We start from the raw sequence: 13862 nt of genomic DNA, 5'->3' as shown, positions 1-13862 counted from the left end.
TTAATCCTCGAGGGTTCCGGCTTTGCGGGCCACGCTGCTGGGCTGGCTGCAGGCGATCTTCATCAGGTCCGCGCGCCGCCGTACTAGGCGGTCGGAAACGCGGGTGACGACAAGGCCGGCTTGCGGCGCACGAACTTGGATGCTGCCGTCCGCCATGCCAGGACGAGTGATAATCGTTGCCAGCAGGTCGCCCTCGGCAACCACTTCACCGATGCTGCGATGAAAGAGGACCGTGCCGGACTCCGGCGAGCGGATCATCTCGATATTGTCCAGCGGCACGGCCGGACCGGCGAACATGCTTGGCGATACACTCCCGTCTCTGATGATCTCGCGTTCTGCGAGAAAGCGCCATAGCCCTTCGGCATCTGCTTTGGCCATATCCGGGTAGACATCGCGTTTGCCGCGAAGTTCCAAGGTGACGGAAAGCTTGCCGGGCAGACGGGTGCGCTTCTCGCCAGGCACTTCATATTTCCAGGCAAAGCTGATTGCCTCCTCGAAGGCCGAGCTCTCGCCATCGGAAAGGAGCACCGCGTCCATCGCCAAGGCGGCCGCAAGGTCGCTCGCCTCCGGCCAGAACGCCTCGTCGATATAGGCATATTGCAGGGACTCGTCGTCGCAATGCAGATCGAGCACGAGATCGGCGCCAAGCGCCATATGCATCAGCTGCCGCTTTAGCCGATCGACTGCCGGGTAACGATCGAGACCGTCGATCAGGTTGTCGCGGTCCCGCAGCGAAATCAGAGGGAAATCCCGGTTGAAATTGGTCCGCGAGCCGAGATCGAAACGGCCCTGAATCTCGCCGAAATGCGACTGTGCTGCACCAATCGGATTGGCCTGGGGCACGATTGTGATGTCGCCTGCAATGCTGTCGGCACTTTCTGCATCACGCAGCCTTATGCAGAGAAAATGCAGAAGTGCTGTGCCCGGGAGTTCGTCGGCATGGAGCGCCGCCTGGATGTAAACCTTCGGTGCGGCCGGGTCGTTGCCCTTGAACCGAAAAACCGGCAGACGCCACTCGATGCCGGGTGTGTCGCCCGGAATGATGATTTCGGAAATATCCACGCCACGTCACTCCGCAAATTCTGATTAAGCGAGCTTTATGCGAGTCCGGCGGGCAAGTGCAAGGCGGCAGGTGACGCACTTCGTTTGAAGCAAGAACATTGCGCTGAAAGGAAGTTTGACTTTGTCCGTGCTGGGCAGGGCCATTCAACCGCGTCGCGATCGTCTCGATTGTCTCCCGCAGAGTTCCAAGTCTAGCGCACCGAAGCTAAAACGCACGAACAAAATTAGAACATATGATCTTGCCAAGGCTGTGCGAAACGGCAAACTGTTGCAAGAAACGGGTTGAACTTGAGGTCCGGCCGCACGATTTTAGGGCGCAAGTGAAGCACGGAGGCGATGTCATGGCTGAGAAAGCGCACCAATATCTGATCTTCGAAACGGCTGGTGGTTTCTGCGGAATTGCCTGGAACGAGAACGGCATCACACGTTTCCAGCTCCCGACAAAAGCCGCGGACGCGACGGAGCGACTTCTGCTGCGCCGCCTTCCGGCGGCCGAATCGGGTCCACCGACGCCTGAGGTTACCGAGGCGATCGCTGCGGTAAAGCGTTACTTCAACGGCAAAGAAACAGATTTTTCAGGCGTAAAGGTCGATCTTGAAGGGCAGGATGCATTCTTCAAGAGCGTCTACGCTGCTGCGCGCCGCGTCGGCTGGGGCCGAACGACCACCTACGGCGCGTTGGCGAAGGAACTTGGCGCCGGCCCGGAAGCGGCTAAGGACGTGGGTCAGGCGATGGCAAAGAACCCGGTTGCCCTCATCATCCCGTGCCACCGGGTGCTTGCCGCAGGTGGCAAGATCGGCGGATTTTCGGCGCCGGGCGGCTCGAATTCCAAGCTCAGGATGCTGGAACTGGAAGGCGTTCGACTTGCACCGCCGCAGCCGACGCAGCAATCCATGGGATTTTAGTCAGTGGGGATGACAATCATTCCCACTCTATTATTTTGTACCTTAAGCAGTTGTTTTTATTGTTGAAAATTTCCTTCTCGACCCTTAGCGCCCTGAACGAGACCGTCAAAAATCCAGCGTTTTGATTTTACTGGTTTTGTGAAAGCGCGATGGCGACTTGGATCCGGCAGCGCCTGAAGCAGATCAACGCCCTGGTCAGCTCCCATTTCCTCGATATTTCAGCGAGATCGTCCAAGGTCGATTTCGCTGAGCCCGACCAAGGAGGCGGATGTTGTTTCCGCTGCCCTTTCCTCGAAAATACCGATCCTGTAGTGTTGCAGTAGCCGCCAAGGCAGAAACGTGGAGTTGCTAATGCCGGAACCCGAGCCCGTTGACTTGTTGGACGTGATCGCATTCATCCGAGTGGTGGAAACCGGAAGCATTGCAAATGCTGCCGCGCGCCTCGGCATCGTCAAATCTATCGTGAGCCGGCGCGTCAGCCGCCTCGAGGCTGTTCTTGGTGCTCAGTTGCTGACCCGCACCCCGAGGGGCACGAGGTTGACGGATATTGGTCGCGAATATCATGCGCATGCCGCCGCAGGCCTATCGCAACTGGAATCGGCGCAGGAGGTCGTCAGCAAGTCGACCAGCGAGATTTCTGGCCAGCTGCGAATTCAGGTTCCAGCCGCCTTTGGCGAGTTTCTGCTAGCGCCGCTACTGGCGGAATTCGCGCTTCTCTATCCGCTTATCCAGTTCGATGTTCGCTTTACCGATCGTCAGGTGGACATGGTCGCCGAGGCGTATGATCTTGCGATCTGGCCCGGCGCCGTTCCGGACTCGATTCTCATCACCCGCAAGTTTGCCAAGGTTCGCTGGGCAGTGGTTGCCAGCCCGGCCTATCTCGATGCGCGCGGACGCCCCACGATTCCCGCTGACCTGGCGGCGCACGACACCATTCTCTACGCGCTGGATCCCGGCCGTTGGCGCTTTCAGGGCCGCGAAGGCTGGGAGCACGTGCGCATGAACTCCCGGTTCTGCACTGATAACGGGCAGATGCTCCTGGCCGCTGCGCGCGCAGGTCTGGGGGTTGTACTTGCTCCAATGTTCATGGTCGAAGGCCCTTTGGAGCGAGGCGAGCTCGAAGCGGTCCTGCCCGATTTCCCGCACGAAGGGGGTGATCTGCAGATCTTCATGCCGCCTGCGCGCGCCGGTATCGCGCGTGTGCGGGCATTGGTGGATTTCCTCTACGAGAAGTTCGACCGGGAAATCTGAGTCGTTCGCCGGGTCAGGGCAATCTCCAGGCCGCCAGAACCAGCAGGGCACCACCAATCGCCATCGCGGCCAGTGCGGTAGTAACACCTCGGCCAGGGCGTGGCGGCTGCCAGCCACCATCACTCGATGCACCATGGGGGCCGCCCGCGGCCGCGGGTTGATCGACTGTGTTGGCGCTGCGCTCTTCCAATCGATCGCAGCGACCTTGAACCATCTCTATTGGGCCGATGCCCTGATGCTGCAGCGTTTGAACGGGAACCCACGCCCGGAGGAAACCATCAAGCACTCCCTAACCAGCCCAGCGGATTGGGACGACTTCAAAGACGCCGCGTTTGCAGCGGGACGTGGAAATCGAAGCGTGGGCAGCCCGATTGCTCGACGCGGATGGCGAAGTCGAAAGCTCTCTCAGCGGTCGGTCTCTTCAATCACCAGACCCCGCCGGGGCCAGATCCACGCGATGCTGACGGCAGCGGGTGCCAAACCGGAGGCAACGGACCTTTGAGTTCTGCCATAACTCGTCCGCTTTCCCTCGGGGGTTGTTGAGCTCCGCATTTTATGGTCCGTCTTCGCGTCACCTTATGGAACAGCTTGCGCCCCGCAGGGCGCTGCGTTGTCGTCTCCGGTTGCCGCCGCCAGCATCTCGATAGAACGTCTTGATGCGGACGATTATCTTCAGCTCTATCAATCCATAGGGATGCCCCTGTATGGGATGCGTCTGCGGATGCCCAGGGAAGAACTTTCGACGCTCCGGCGCAGCGGTTCCACGGCTCTCCACATCCTGCGGCTCGGCGGACGACCCGTCGGACTGTGCGAATTCGTGGGAAGGGCTTTCGTCGGGAAACCTGCAAAGCAGACGTCCGGCCCGACCTGACCTATCGATCAAGATCAGCCCGGAGTGGCCATTTCATCGAGCAGGCGCACGTTCCCCAGGCTGAACCGTCAGATAGCTGGTTGGAGTATGGCTGGTAACCACAGCCGGCCCCTCCGGTTCTCCTGGATCGTAAAACAGACGATTGACCGAGTCATAGAGCAGGAAATGGTCCCCATCGACGTGGACGACGGCCACACCTTGAATATCACTCCAATCGCTGGTTCTTATCGGCGCGCCGATAGGCCAGCCGAGCGACCTCAACACCCGGCAGACGTCATCCCACCGCGTATAATGGACTGACCTGTCGCCCCAATCCACCATGGCCGCGACCTGATCATAGGTCATGCCAGTGAGCATTTGCAGGACGCGAACCCCACAGCCGTCATCCCTTGGCAATTGTGAGTGAAAGGGAAATCGAACTTGGCCGGGCTGGCGCAGTGACATGGTTGAACTCCTTGAGATTCACCAATCTCAGCATATTGGGCAGCAAAGCAAGGTGCCAACGCCAACCTTTGCCCCTAGCTCAAGACGCTTCGGCGTATGTAGCGATAGGTCTGCTCTCTGGAGGCGCCGAGGCATCGAGGCGGGTCCGCCGCTGTGACTCGATTCCCAGCGCGACGGGCCGGTCCGCTCCTGAAAGACACGCGACCTACACTCCGTTCGACCACGCTTTGATGATGGTGCAAAGTGGAATGAGAGTGGAGAGCTAGTAGGTGGTAGTATCCAGTTAGCTCCCACTCTCCTATGTTTCAAGTCGTGGACCCGCGGGAGTGTGTTTAGGTCAGCGTGCCACCATCAACGGTCAAGATGGTTCCGGTGATTTGTCGGGCCGCACCAGATGCGAGGAATGCTACCGCAGCCGCGACATCCTCCGGCTCGCCGTACCGGCCGAGCGGTATTAGGGCACGCTGGAAATCTCCGAACTCGCCCTCGGCCGGGTTCATTTCCGTGTTGGTTGATCCCGGCTGAATGAGGTTGACAGTGATGTCACGGGGGCCAAGTTCTCGCGCCAGACCGCGGGTAAATGATTGAAGTGCCGATTTGGTCATTGAATAAACCGTCGATGGTCCGACAATGCGCTCTGCGCCTGCCGAGCCGATTGTGACGATCCGGCCACCTTTGCCAAGATACGGCATCGCGGCTTGCGATGCCAAGATCGGTGAGCGAGCGTTGACAGCAAAAAGGGCGTCGATCTCGGCGAGGGTGAAATCCGCCACATCCTTGTAGATCGCGATAGCCGCATTGTTCACCAATATGTCGAGGCCGCCCAACGCCTGCGCCGTCTCATCAACCGACCGCTTGACCGCATTGGGGTCCATGCTGTCAGCCTGGATAGCTAACGCCTTGCGCCCTTTGCCTTCGATCGTTGCGACAACTTGCGCTGCCCGATCAGCGGCGCGTTCGTACGTGATCGCTACGTCGGCACCTTTTTCGGCCAGTGCGATTGCGATCGCGGCTCCAATGCCGCGGGACGCGCCAGTCACAAGCGCACGTTTACCTGCTAGTTCACTCATAGATTTATTCCTTTCTTTATCGACAGGGGAAATGTTTCGCCCGGCCGCCTTGCGGCGGGCGTCCGAGCGGCCTGCCGCCGCACGATTATTTTCGGATTACGCGATCAGGACCGGCAGACCGCTCAAGCGGCGGTTGTCCATGTCGTCATGCGCGCGGGCTATCTCGTCGAACGGATAGCGGGCGGTTTCGAGATCACTGAAGATGCCTGAGCGCAGCGCATCCCATAGCTGAGAGGTGGCGATCTCGACTGTCGGTCCCCGGACGTATTGCGGGGCACCGCCGCTGCGGACATCAACGCCTCGTCGCACAACATCAGAGGCCGGCGCTGGCTGACCCGACGCGGCTCCGATCGCGGCAATCACACCACCATCTCGGACGCTTGACACGCCCAACGAGAAAGTCGCCCGGCCGACGAAATCATAAACGACGTCGACACCGTCAGGTGCGATCGCACGGATCTTGGCCGCGATATCTGGCTCGCCAGCGTGGAAGGCGTGGGTGGCACCGGCCGCGACCTTGTCGAGCTTATCCGGCGATCCGGCGACGCCAATCACTGTAGCACCCAGCGACTTCGCCCAGCGAGACAGGATAGCACCCACGCTTCCCGATGCCCCAAGTACCAGCACTGTGTCGGTGGATTTGAGATCGTGGAGACCACGCATCCCCATCCAGGCCGTCCCACCCTTCGCCAGGAAGGTCGCCGCAGTCTCGTTCGAGATATCGGCGGGCAGGCGGATGAGCGGCGCGGTCGGAATGATCCTCTCGGTGGCATATGCACCTTCCGAAAAGAAGTAAGCCACTCGGTCGCCGACCGACAGCCCCTCGACGCCGGATCCGACCTCGGTGATCGTCCCGGCTGCTTCGAAACCGGGAACCGCCGGCAACGCCATCGGATACTGGCCTTTTCGTATCATCGTATCGACAAAGTTGAGGCCGATCGCGTCCTGAATGAGCCTAACCTCGCCGGCTCGTGGCGCGCGCAGGTCTTTCTCGATGATTTGCAGGACGGAGGGGCCGCCGGTTGACTGCATTTGAATGAATTTTGACACGATATCGTCTCCGGGTTTCAGATGGCTGGCGGCGCATCCGATTGCAGACGGATGGAGCGCAGCGATGTTCAGTCGAACTTGACGAGGTTGAGAGCGGGCAGCGGGCCGCCCGGGAACTGAACCAGCTGGCTGCCGACCGCAAGCGCGCCGAGATCGATCCCGAAGAAGCCGATGCGATCAATGATGGCAGCAACCTCCGCCTTCGCCCTCATATCGTTGCCCGAATAAAACAGGACGCGCCTGCCGCCTTCCGAGTGGGGGTCGCCCGACAGTTGCTTTGGCGTCAGGTGGTTGAACGCCTTGACGACGCGCGCGCCTGGCACAAGGGCGGTGAAAATATCCGTAGAGGTGCGGCCGCCAAGGTCCGCCGGCCTGTAAAGCGGCGCTTCGATGGAGTTGTTGGCGTCGATTACGATCCTGTCGTCGAAGTTCAAACCGGCGAGCGCGCCAGGTATCTTTGACCACGGGACTGCCACGAGAACGATGTCTTGCGCCGCGGCCTCTTGCAGGCTTCCAGCCCGGATTGTGCTGCCGAGCTTCGAAACAAGCGTCGTGAGGCTTTCCGGTCCACGGCTGTTTGCGATCACGGCTTCGATTCCTGCCTTGCCGAGCGCCGTGGCAAATGCGCCCCCTATATTGCCGGCTCCGATAATTCCAACGGTCATGATCCAGTCCTTTGCGGTGCGGTGAGAATTGTATCCGCGACGGTCGGTTTTCCCGCTGCATCCTTGGCCTGATGCGGTTGGCGTTGCAGAAAACCCGTGCTGCTGTTGACTGGAATATGGCTGGCAAATACACGCAACATAAGTCATAGATGAATTGTTTCAGTTTCAATCAATGTTTGAAGGTGCTTATTGTGGAGACGCTGGCAAACCTAGAAGCGTTCGTTCGAAGCGCGGAAGCGAGCAGCTTTTCCGGGGCTGCTCGGCGTCTCTCGATCACACCGGCCGCAGTCAGCCGGAACGTTGCGATGCTGGAACGGAACCTCGGCATACGGCTGTTTCACCGCTCGACGCGGAAGTTGACCTTGACCGAGGCGGGGGAGTCCTTTCTGGCAAGCATCGGCGACAGCCTGAACCACCTTCAAGGGGCAATCGACGGGGCATCACAAACGAAGGGTGAGCCTGTCGGCGTTCTGAAGCTCAGCATGAGTTTAACGTTCGCTATGGGATACGTTCTTCCCGCACTGCCCGACTTTCTGGCCCGTTATCCGGGCATCAGACCTGACTGGCATTTCGACAGCCGTAAGGTCGATCTTATCGCCGAGGGTTTCGACGCCGCGATCGGCGGTGGTTTCGAACTCAATCCGGGCATCGTTTCCACGACGCTCGCACCGGTTCACGTTATCGCGGTCGCATCGCCTGGCTATTTCGCTGGACGGCGCCGGCCGACTAGCCCCGCCGATCTGGCCGATCATGCCGGAATACTGATGCGGTCCTCGAATTCGGGCCGGATTAGGCAATGGATGATGCGCGACGCCCAAGGGCGCGAAGAGCGCGCGCTGCTCAACGAAACGATCGTGATGAGCGACGCCGCGCCCATGGCGCAGGCGGCGATCGCGGGGTTGGGCATAGCATTGTTGGCCGTACCCGATGTGCTGCAGCATGTGGAAAGTGGTGCGCTCGAACGTATCCTTCCGAAGTGGTATGCCGATGCCGGATCTATCTCGCTCTACTATTCAGGCCGCGTGCTCCAACCGCTGAAAACCCGCGCTTTCATTGACTTCTACACTGAATATTTCCGTAGTGAGCGTCTTAGCGCCCGATTTGCAGGCAGCCTCAGATAGCGTCCACGCGTCCTTGTCATATTCTCCGAGAAAACGTGGCCCCTGGACCGCATCAAGTCTTCCATTATCAACAGATGCTTGAATATGATCCAAATGATATGCCGCTAATACTCTAGGAAAAAATGGACAAATATCATTCCACCGAAACGCTCGGCACGTAAATGGAGTGAGAAATGACTGAAGTGACCGCTTCTGGGTACCTTCCACTGAGCGGCAAGACCGCACTCGTTACCGGTGGATCGCGATCAATCGGCGCATCAATCGCCCAGCGTCTCGCAGCGGATGGTGCTCAGGTGGCCTTCACCTATCGCGGATCACCTGCGAAGGCTGAGGAAGTTGCTGTCGCCATCGAAAAAATGGGCGGGCGCGCGCTGGCCATCGCCGCTGATGCCCCTAATCCGGATGCAATACGCGCCGCTGTCGCCGCGACAGTCGATAAGTTCGGCGGCCTCGACATTCTGGTGAACAATGCCGGTATTGCCTTCGCGGGTCCGATCGACGAAATCGCATTTGATGACTATCAGGCAATGCTCGCAGTCAATGTAACAGGCGTTTTTGTTGCCACGCAGGAAGCCGTACGCCATATGAAGGATGGCGGCCGGATCATACAGATCGGCAGCTCAATCACGAAATATGCCGGGGTTCCTGGGCTGTCAGCATACGGCCTCACCAAGGGGGCAGTCGCCGGCTTCAACCGGAGCTTGGCTCATGACCTCGGCCCACGCGGCATCACAGTCAACACAGTTCATCCGGGCCCAACCGACACTGACATGAACCCTGTCGATGGCGAGTTTGCGGCTATGCAAGTCTCGCGCATCGCGGCGGGCCGCTATGGAAAGCCCCAGGAAATTGCGAGCGTTGTCGCATTCCTTGCAACTCCAGAAGCCTCCTTTGTAACGGGTGCCGACATCCGGGCTGATGGTGGTTTCACATCCTGAAATATGCCGGAGCGAAATCCAAAATTCGCTTCGACGCCCCAACGCCTCACCAACCAGTCAATGGCTCAACGCGGCTTTGATGGATACGGTTGCAATGCGCCGTCGGGTGGATCACGGCGCCGCGCCGCGCGGCTCACGCTGAGGCAGGTCTACCTCTATCCGGAGAAAATCCCTTGTCTGAAATAGCCAATTCAAACGAGCGCGATGGTCTCCCTAGAGCGCCGCCCGCTTCGTGGCTAGCCGTATTATCGATGGCGTTTGGAGCATTTGGGCTGGTGACTGCGGAATTTTTGCCGATCAGTCTGCTTACGCCGATAGCGACTGAACTGGGCGCTCCAAGGGTGTGGTTGGCCAGGCTATCACGGCTACAGCCGCGGTGGCTGCGATCGCCGGGCCATCTCTTATTTTAGTGTCAGGCAAGCTAGACCGCCAAAAGCTTGTCTTTGGCTTGACAGCGATGCTCATCATCTCCAACGTCCTCTCGGCCTATGCATCAAACATCTTAATACTCATCGCCGCTCGCGCGATGCTGGGTTTCGCTCTTGGAAGTTTCTGGTATCTCCCTCACCACAGTCTTTGCTGCACCGCTGGGCACTTTTCTTGGTGGCCTATGGGGGTGGCGCGCCACTTTTCTCGCCGCCTCCGGCATTGGCTTGGTTGCGCTGGCGATCCAGATACTAACCCTTCCTAAGCTGCCTCCCATGGCCGCGCCCGGCCTGAACTCCTTCAAAGCGGCGCTGTCGCGCCGTTCGGTGGCCATCGGTTTTGGAACGGCATTCCTCGTCGTGTCAGGGCACTTCGCCGGGTTCACCTTCATCCGCCCCTTTTTGGAGGAGGTCACGCGCCTCGACATTTCGACCGTCTCGCTCGCTCTCCTGGTCTTCGGCCTTGGCGGCTTCCTGGGAAATTTCGCCGGCGGGGTCATCGCCGAGCGCAATCCCGCCTGGGCCGTCGCCTTGTTCTCACTCCTGATAGCCAGTGCTGCATTTGCGCTCAGCCTTTTCGGCACGGTCGCGGGAGTTGCGTTCGTGCGACCGCTCTGTGGGGGGGTGCCTTCGGTGGTTTCCCCGTTGCGATCTCGATCTGGAATGCACGCGCAGCGCCTGATCACGCCGAAAGTGCCGGTGCGCTTCTGGCGTCGATTTTCCAGGTCGCGATAGCGACAGGCGCGGCAATTGGCGGTCTCATCATCGAGGGCCTCGGCTCGACTGGCGCAATCCTTTATACGGCTTCGGCGACCCTTACTGGCGCGATCGTCATCCTCGGGCTCAAGAGGCAGTAAGTGGAGAGGGTTATACGGCTCTCCAAAGCGCGAGCGCAGAATCAGGCCGGCCTTCCTTCGGCGACCTGTAGCAATACGTTTCGATCATCTCAGGACTCTGAACTCAGTCCATCCCCCTAGTCGATCAGTTGCACTTCTTCACGCATTTTTGGGTTCCTCGTTGCGCAACACTGGGTTCTCGAACCCCTATCTTGATCGAGGCCGGTTCGATCCGAGATGATTGGCGATGATGCCGAGGTGGCGCCGATCGCGGCGAACTCGGTCCCAAGTTACGAGAAGGACCAGAATTATGCTGCAGAGATCGATTGACCGCGTCACAAGCATACCTCCACTCGGCCCGGGCTTCGACGGCGAGCGGCACAAGGCCGCATTGGTGATCGCGCCCGGCGATCTTGCCTCGACCGATCCGTTCTTCCTGATGGCCGACGACAACATCACACTGGAGGGACGTTTCGGCGATGCACATCCCCATGCCGGCCTCGAAACCGTGACCTTCATGCTCAAAGGCACGATGGAGGATACCGGCGGCCGGCTGGAGGAAGGCGATGTGGAGTGGATGACGGCGGGCAGCGGCATCGTCCACTCGGAGAATGCGGTGGTCTCGACGGGGATGCGTCTGTTCCAGCTCTGGCTGATCCTGCCGGAGGCGAAGCGCAACATGCGCCCCCGGGTGCAGGTCCTGCGCCGTGCCGATATGCCGGTGCACGCTGAGCCGGGGGTCACGGCGATAGTCTACAGCGGCCAGCTGGAGGATGCGGCAGCGCCGACCTTGAACGCGGTACCTGTCACCTTGATCGACGTTCATATGGAAGCAGGAGCCGCCTTCGCGCCGCAACTGCCCGCCTCCTACAACGCCTTCATCGTCTTGATCGATGGCGAGGTGGAGGCTGGCGTCACCAGCGAGCAGCTGGCCACAGGCTCGGTGGGCTGGACCGCGCCGATGGGCGATGGCACGAGCTCGCTCACGATGCGCGCACGCGATCGCGGCGCGCGGGTGCTGCTTTACGCCGGGCAGCCACAGAGCATCGAGGTGGTAGCGCAAGGGCCGTTCATTGCGGGATCGGCGAGTGAACTCGCCGGCTACTATGCCGCTTACCGTCAGGGCAAGTTCCCTCATGCCGGCACGATGCGGCCGGTCGCCCACGCGTAGGAACGTTTCGTCGCGCCGCGATTGTCGTGCGGCACCCTCCAAGGAAAATGGTTATGGCCAGAAAAGTCGAAATGCAGTCAATCGGCACGCCCGCCGTTCTCAAGATCGTCGAGACGGACGTTGGACCACCCGGGACGGGTCAGGTGCGACTGGTCCAGGATGTGATCGGCATCAACTATGTCGACGTGATGGTGCGCACGGGGCTCTTCCCGATGCGCCTGCCCGCCACGCCGGGCTTCGAGGCGGCCGGCGTGATCGACGCTGTCGGACCGGGCGTGACGGGGTTCGAACGGGGCGACCGCGCCGCCTATTTCTTCTTCGAGGGAGCCTACGCCACCGCGTCACTGATACCCGTACAGAAGCCGGTCCGGCTGCCCCATGACATCTCCAACGAGGTCGCGGCAACGTTCCTGGCGAAGGGCCTGACCGCGTGGATGGGGCTTTATGCGCTGCACCGGCTCACCGCCGGCGACGTCATTCTCGTGCTCGGCGCATCGGGCAGTGTCGGTTCAATCCTTTCGCGTTGGGCGCGTACGCTCGGCGCGACGGTGATCGGCGTGGCCGGGTCACCTGAGAAGCTCGCCAAAGTCGAGGCGGGCGCGACCCACGCGTTTCTCGCAAGCGACCCGGAGCTGTCCACCAAGATCCGCGCGATCGCGCAGGCAGGTGTCGACGTGGTCTATGATTTTGTCGGGAAAGCGACCTTTCCATTGGGCGTTGCCGCCGTGCGCGATGGCGGCGTGATCGCAGCGATCGGCGCTGCGTCGGGGCAGCCTCCGGCAGTGACCGAGCAGATGGCGTCGCGCGGCATCCAGATCCGTGCCGGCGGAACCGCGCAGTATGTGCATGGCGGAACCGTCGCGGTCGCTACGGAACAGCTCTGGGATGCGGTCCGGGCAGATCTTTTCAGCGACCTCGAAGTCGTCCGCTATCGCTTCGACCAGATCGGTGGAGCGCACGCCGACATGGAGAGCCGGCGGCTGACGGGCCTTCCTGTCCTGACCGTCTGATGGGCAGCCCCATGCTTGTCGCTGATAGCACGTTCGATTATACATCCATATGATGGATTTACACGGCATTGACCTCAACCTGCTTGTGGCGCTCGACGCGTTGATCGCCGAGAGGAACGTCACGCGTGCCGGCCAGCGTATCGGACGCACGCAACCAGCGATGAGTGCCGCCCTCAATCGTCTAAGGGGATTGTTGCGGGACGAATTGTTCGTCAGGGGACCCAACGGCCTCCAGCCCACACCACGCGCGCTGGAGCTGGCGGAGCCGATCTCGCTGGCACTGCGTAACATTCAGCAAACGCTGGAATTCACGCAAGAGTTCGATCCATCTGCTGCGGCGATGACGTTCTCGCTGGGGCTCTCGGGGCATACCGAAAGCGTGGTTCTTCCGCCTCTGATCCGGATCCTCGCCGACCGGGCGCCGTCCGTTGACCTTCGGGTTCGCGACTATGGCAGCCGGGACGAGGCCACTCGCATGCTGGACGCCGGCGAGGTTGACATGGCGGTCGGACTTCCGCCGGTCGAGACCGGTCGAATCCTGAGCGCCCGTTTGTTTCAGGATCGCTTCGTTTGCATCCTGCGCAGGGACCATCCTGCGGCGAACCAGCCGCTCGACATGGAAGGGTTCCTGTCGCTGCCGCACATCCTGGTCTCGCCGGAAAACGAAGGGCTGGACGTGGCCGACGCCGCGCTCGCCACCAAAGGCCTGAAGCGCCGGGTCGCAGTCACGGTTCAGCATATGGCGAGCGCGCCGGAACTGGTCGCCGCTTCCGACATGGTGGCAACCGTTCTCGAGAGCGTCGTCAGGCGATCGGGTTGTTCGGAGCAACTCACGGTGCGGGACTTTCCGCTGCGGCTGAACCCCGTGCCGTTCGTCCTAAACTGGCATCGTCGCAATGACGCGCATCCGGCGCAGCGCTGGCTCCGCAGCTGCCTTTCCGGCGCCTTCCCGCACGTGTGGCAAGGCTCTGAACAGGTCTGCGCCGACCTCAGACAGCAATATTATTGAGGCAGGCCTCACGGCTAGTCATCCATGCGATGGA

General features: G+C 60.6%; 13 protein-coding genes. 8 read left to right on the top strand and 5 right to left on the bottom strand.

The window, feature by feature from the left end:
• Entirely contained in the window at positions 1 to 1062 is a 1062-nt protein-coding gene (locus tag BLP23_RS06125) for a M14 family metallopeptidase (RefSeq protein WP_092583949.1), read from the bottom strand.
• A 341-nt stretch (positions 1063 to 1403) separates the two neighbouring features.
• Here BLP23_RS06125 and BLP23_RS06120 point away from each other — a divergent pair, with 341 nt between their 5' ends.
• Together BLP23_RS06120 and BLP23_RS06115 are read left to right on the top strand one after the other, a co-directional pair.
• On the top strand, positions 1404 to 1967 hold the full coding sequence (locus tag BLP23_RS06120; RefSeq protein ID WP_092583948.1) for a methylated-DNA--[protein]-cysteine S-methyltransferase: 564 nt from the start codon (positions 1404 to 1406) through the stop codon (positions 1965 to 1967).
• Positions 1968 to 2318: 351 nt separating this feature from the next.
• Positions 2319 to 3218 (top strand): LysR family transcriptional regulator, encoded by a 900-nt coding sequence (locus BLP23_RS06115; RefSeq protein WP_092583947.1) that lies wholly within the window; start codon positions 2319 to 2321, stop codon positions 3216 to 3218.
• Positions 3219 to 4122: 904 nt separating this feature from the next.
• On the opposite strand, the gene BLP23_RS33605 is transcribed toward BLP23_RS06115, so the two are convergent.
• The 4 genes from BLP23_RS33605 to BLP23_RS06090 form a co-directional block, all read right to left on the bottom strand.
• The gene (locus BLP23_RS33605) at positions 4123 to 4533 is read right to left on the bottom strand and encodes a hypothetical protein (RefSeq protein ID WP_233426636.1); all 411 of its coding nucleotides are present in this window, start codon (positions 4531 to 4533) and stop codon (positions 4123 to 4125) included.
• A 332-nt stretch (positions 4534 to 4865) separates the two neighbouring features.
• Positions 4866 to 5603 carry an SDR family NAD(P)-dependent oxidoreductase gene (locus BLP23_RS06100; protein ID WP_092583946.1) on the bottom strand — a complete coding sequence of 246 codons (738 nt, stop codon included), beginning with the start codon at positions 5601 to 5603 and terminating at the stop codon, positions 4866 to 4868.
• Positions 5604 to 5699: 96 nt separating this feature from the next.
• Positions 5700 to 6653 (bottom strand): zinc-binding dehydrogenase, encoded by a 954-nt coding sequence (locus BLP23_RS06095; protein WP_233426635.1) that lies wholly within the window; start codon positions 6651 to 6653, stop codon positions 5700 to 5702.
• Positions 6654 to 6721: 68 nt separating this feature from the next.
• The gene (locus BLP23_RS06090; RefSeq protein ID WP_014989601.1) at positions 6722 to 7318 is read right to left on the bottom strand and encodes an NADPH-dependent F420 reductase; all 597 of its coding nucleotides are present in this window, start codon (positions 7316 to 7318) and stop codon (positions 6722 to 6724) included.
• Positions 7319 to 7509: 191 nt separating this feature from the next.
• On the opposite strand from BLP23_RS06090, the gene BLP23_RS06085 reads away from it, so the two are divergent.
• From BLP23_RS06085 to BLP23_RS06060, 6 genes are all read left to right on the top strand, one after another.
• Positions 7510 to 8439, top strand: a complete 930-nt coding sequence (locus tag BLP23_RS06085; protein WP_014989602.1) for a LysR family transcriptional regulator — start codon at positions 7510 to 7512, stop codon at positions 8437 to 8439.
• A 173-nt stretch (positions 8440 to 8612) separates the two neighbouring features.
• Positions 8613 to 9377 (top strand): 3-oxoacyl-ACP reductase family protein, encoded by a 765-nt coding sequence (locus BLP23_RS06080; protein ID WP_092583944.1) that lies wholly within the window; start codon positions 8613 to 8615, stop codon positions 9375 to 9377.
• 542 nt (positions 9378 to 9919) lie between these two features.
• A complete protein-coding gene (locus BLP23_RS34330; RefSeq protein WP_233426634.1) occupies positions 9920 to 10537 on the top strand; it encodes an MFS transporter in 618 nt (205 codons plus the stop codon).
• Positions 10538 to 10948: 411 nt separating this feature from the next.
• On the top strand, positions 10949 to 11809 hold the full coding sequence (locus BLP23_RS06070; protein WP_092583943.1) for a pirin family protein: 861 nt from the start codon (positions 10949 to 10951) through the stop codon (positions 11807 to 11809).
• A 53-nt stretch (positions 11810 to 11862) separates the two neighbouring features.
• On the top strand, positions 11863 to 12819 hold the full coding sequence (locus tag BLP23_RS06065) for a zinc-binding dehydrogenase (protein ID WP_233426633.1): 957 nt from the start codon (positions 11863 to 11865) through the stop codon (positions 12817 to 12819).
• Positions 12820 to 12868: 49 nt separating this feature from the next.
• Positions 12869 to 13828 carry a LysR family transcriptional regulator gene (locus BLP23_RS06060; protein ID WP_092583942.1) on the top strand — a complete coding sequence of 320 codons (960 nt, stop codon included), beginning with the start codon at positions 12869 to 12871 and terminating at the stop codon, positions 13826 to 13828.
• Positions 13829 to 13862: the final 34 nt, after the last annotated feature.

This window comes from Rhizobium mongolense subsp. loessense (assembly GCF_900099775.1).
GTDB classification, from domain to species: domain Bacteria; phylum Pseudomonadota; class Alphaproteobacteria; order Rhizobiales; family Rhizobiaceae; genus Rhizobium; species Rhizobium loessense.
The sequence above is the reverse complement of the archived record's forward strand: the minus strand, read 5'-3'. Positions and strand labels throughout refer to the sequence as shown.

Excerpts from the sequence above, each read along its gene's own strand:
- BLP23_RS06120 (WP_092583948.1), top strand. The coding sequence starts at position 1,404 with ATGGCTGAGAAAGCGCACCAATATCTGATCTTCGAAACGGCTGGTGGT.
- BLP23_RS06115 (WP_092583947.1), top strand. The coding sequence starts at position 2,319 with ATGCCGGAACCCGAGCCCGTTGACTTGTTGGACGTGATCGCATTCATC.
- BLP23_RS33605 (WP_233426636.1), bottom strand. The coding sequence starts at position 4,533 with ATGTCACTGCGCCAGCCCGGCCAAGTTCGATTTCCCTTTCACTCACAA.
- BLP23_RS06100 (WP_092583946.1), bottom strand. The coding sequence starts at position 5,603 with ATGAGTGAACTAGCAGGTAAACGTGCGCTTGTGACTGGCGCGTCCCGC.
- BLP23_RS06090 (WP_014989601.1), bottom strand. The coding sequence starts at position 7,318 with ATGACCGTTGGAATTATCGGAGCCGGCAATATAGGGGGCGCATTTGCC.
- BLP23_RS06080 (WP_092583944.1), top strand. The coding sequence starts at position 8,613 with ATGACTGAAGTGACCGCTTCTGGGTACCTTCCACTGAGCGGCAAGACC.
- BLP23_RS06070 (WP_092583943.1), top strand. The coding sequence starts at position 10,949 with ATGCTGCAGAGATCGATTGACCGCGTCACAAGCATACCTCCACTCGGC.
- BLP23_RS06065 (WP_233426633.1), top strand. The coding sequence starts at position 11,863 with ATGGCCAGAAAAGTCGAAATGCAGTCAATCGGCACGCCCGCCGTTCTC.
- BLP23_RS06060 (WP_092583942.1), top strand. The coding sequence starts at position 12,869 with ATGATGGATTTACACGGCATTGACCTCAACCTGCTTGTGGCGCTCGAC.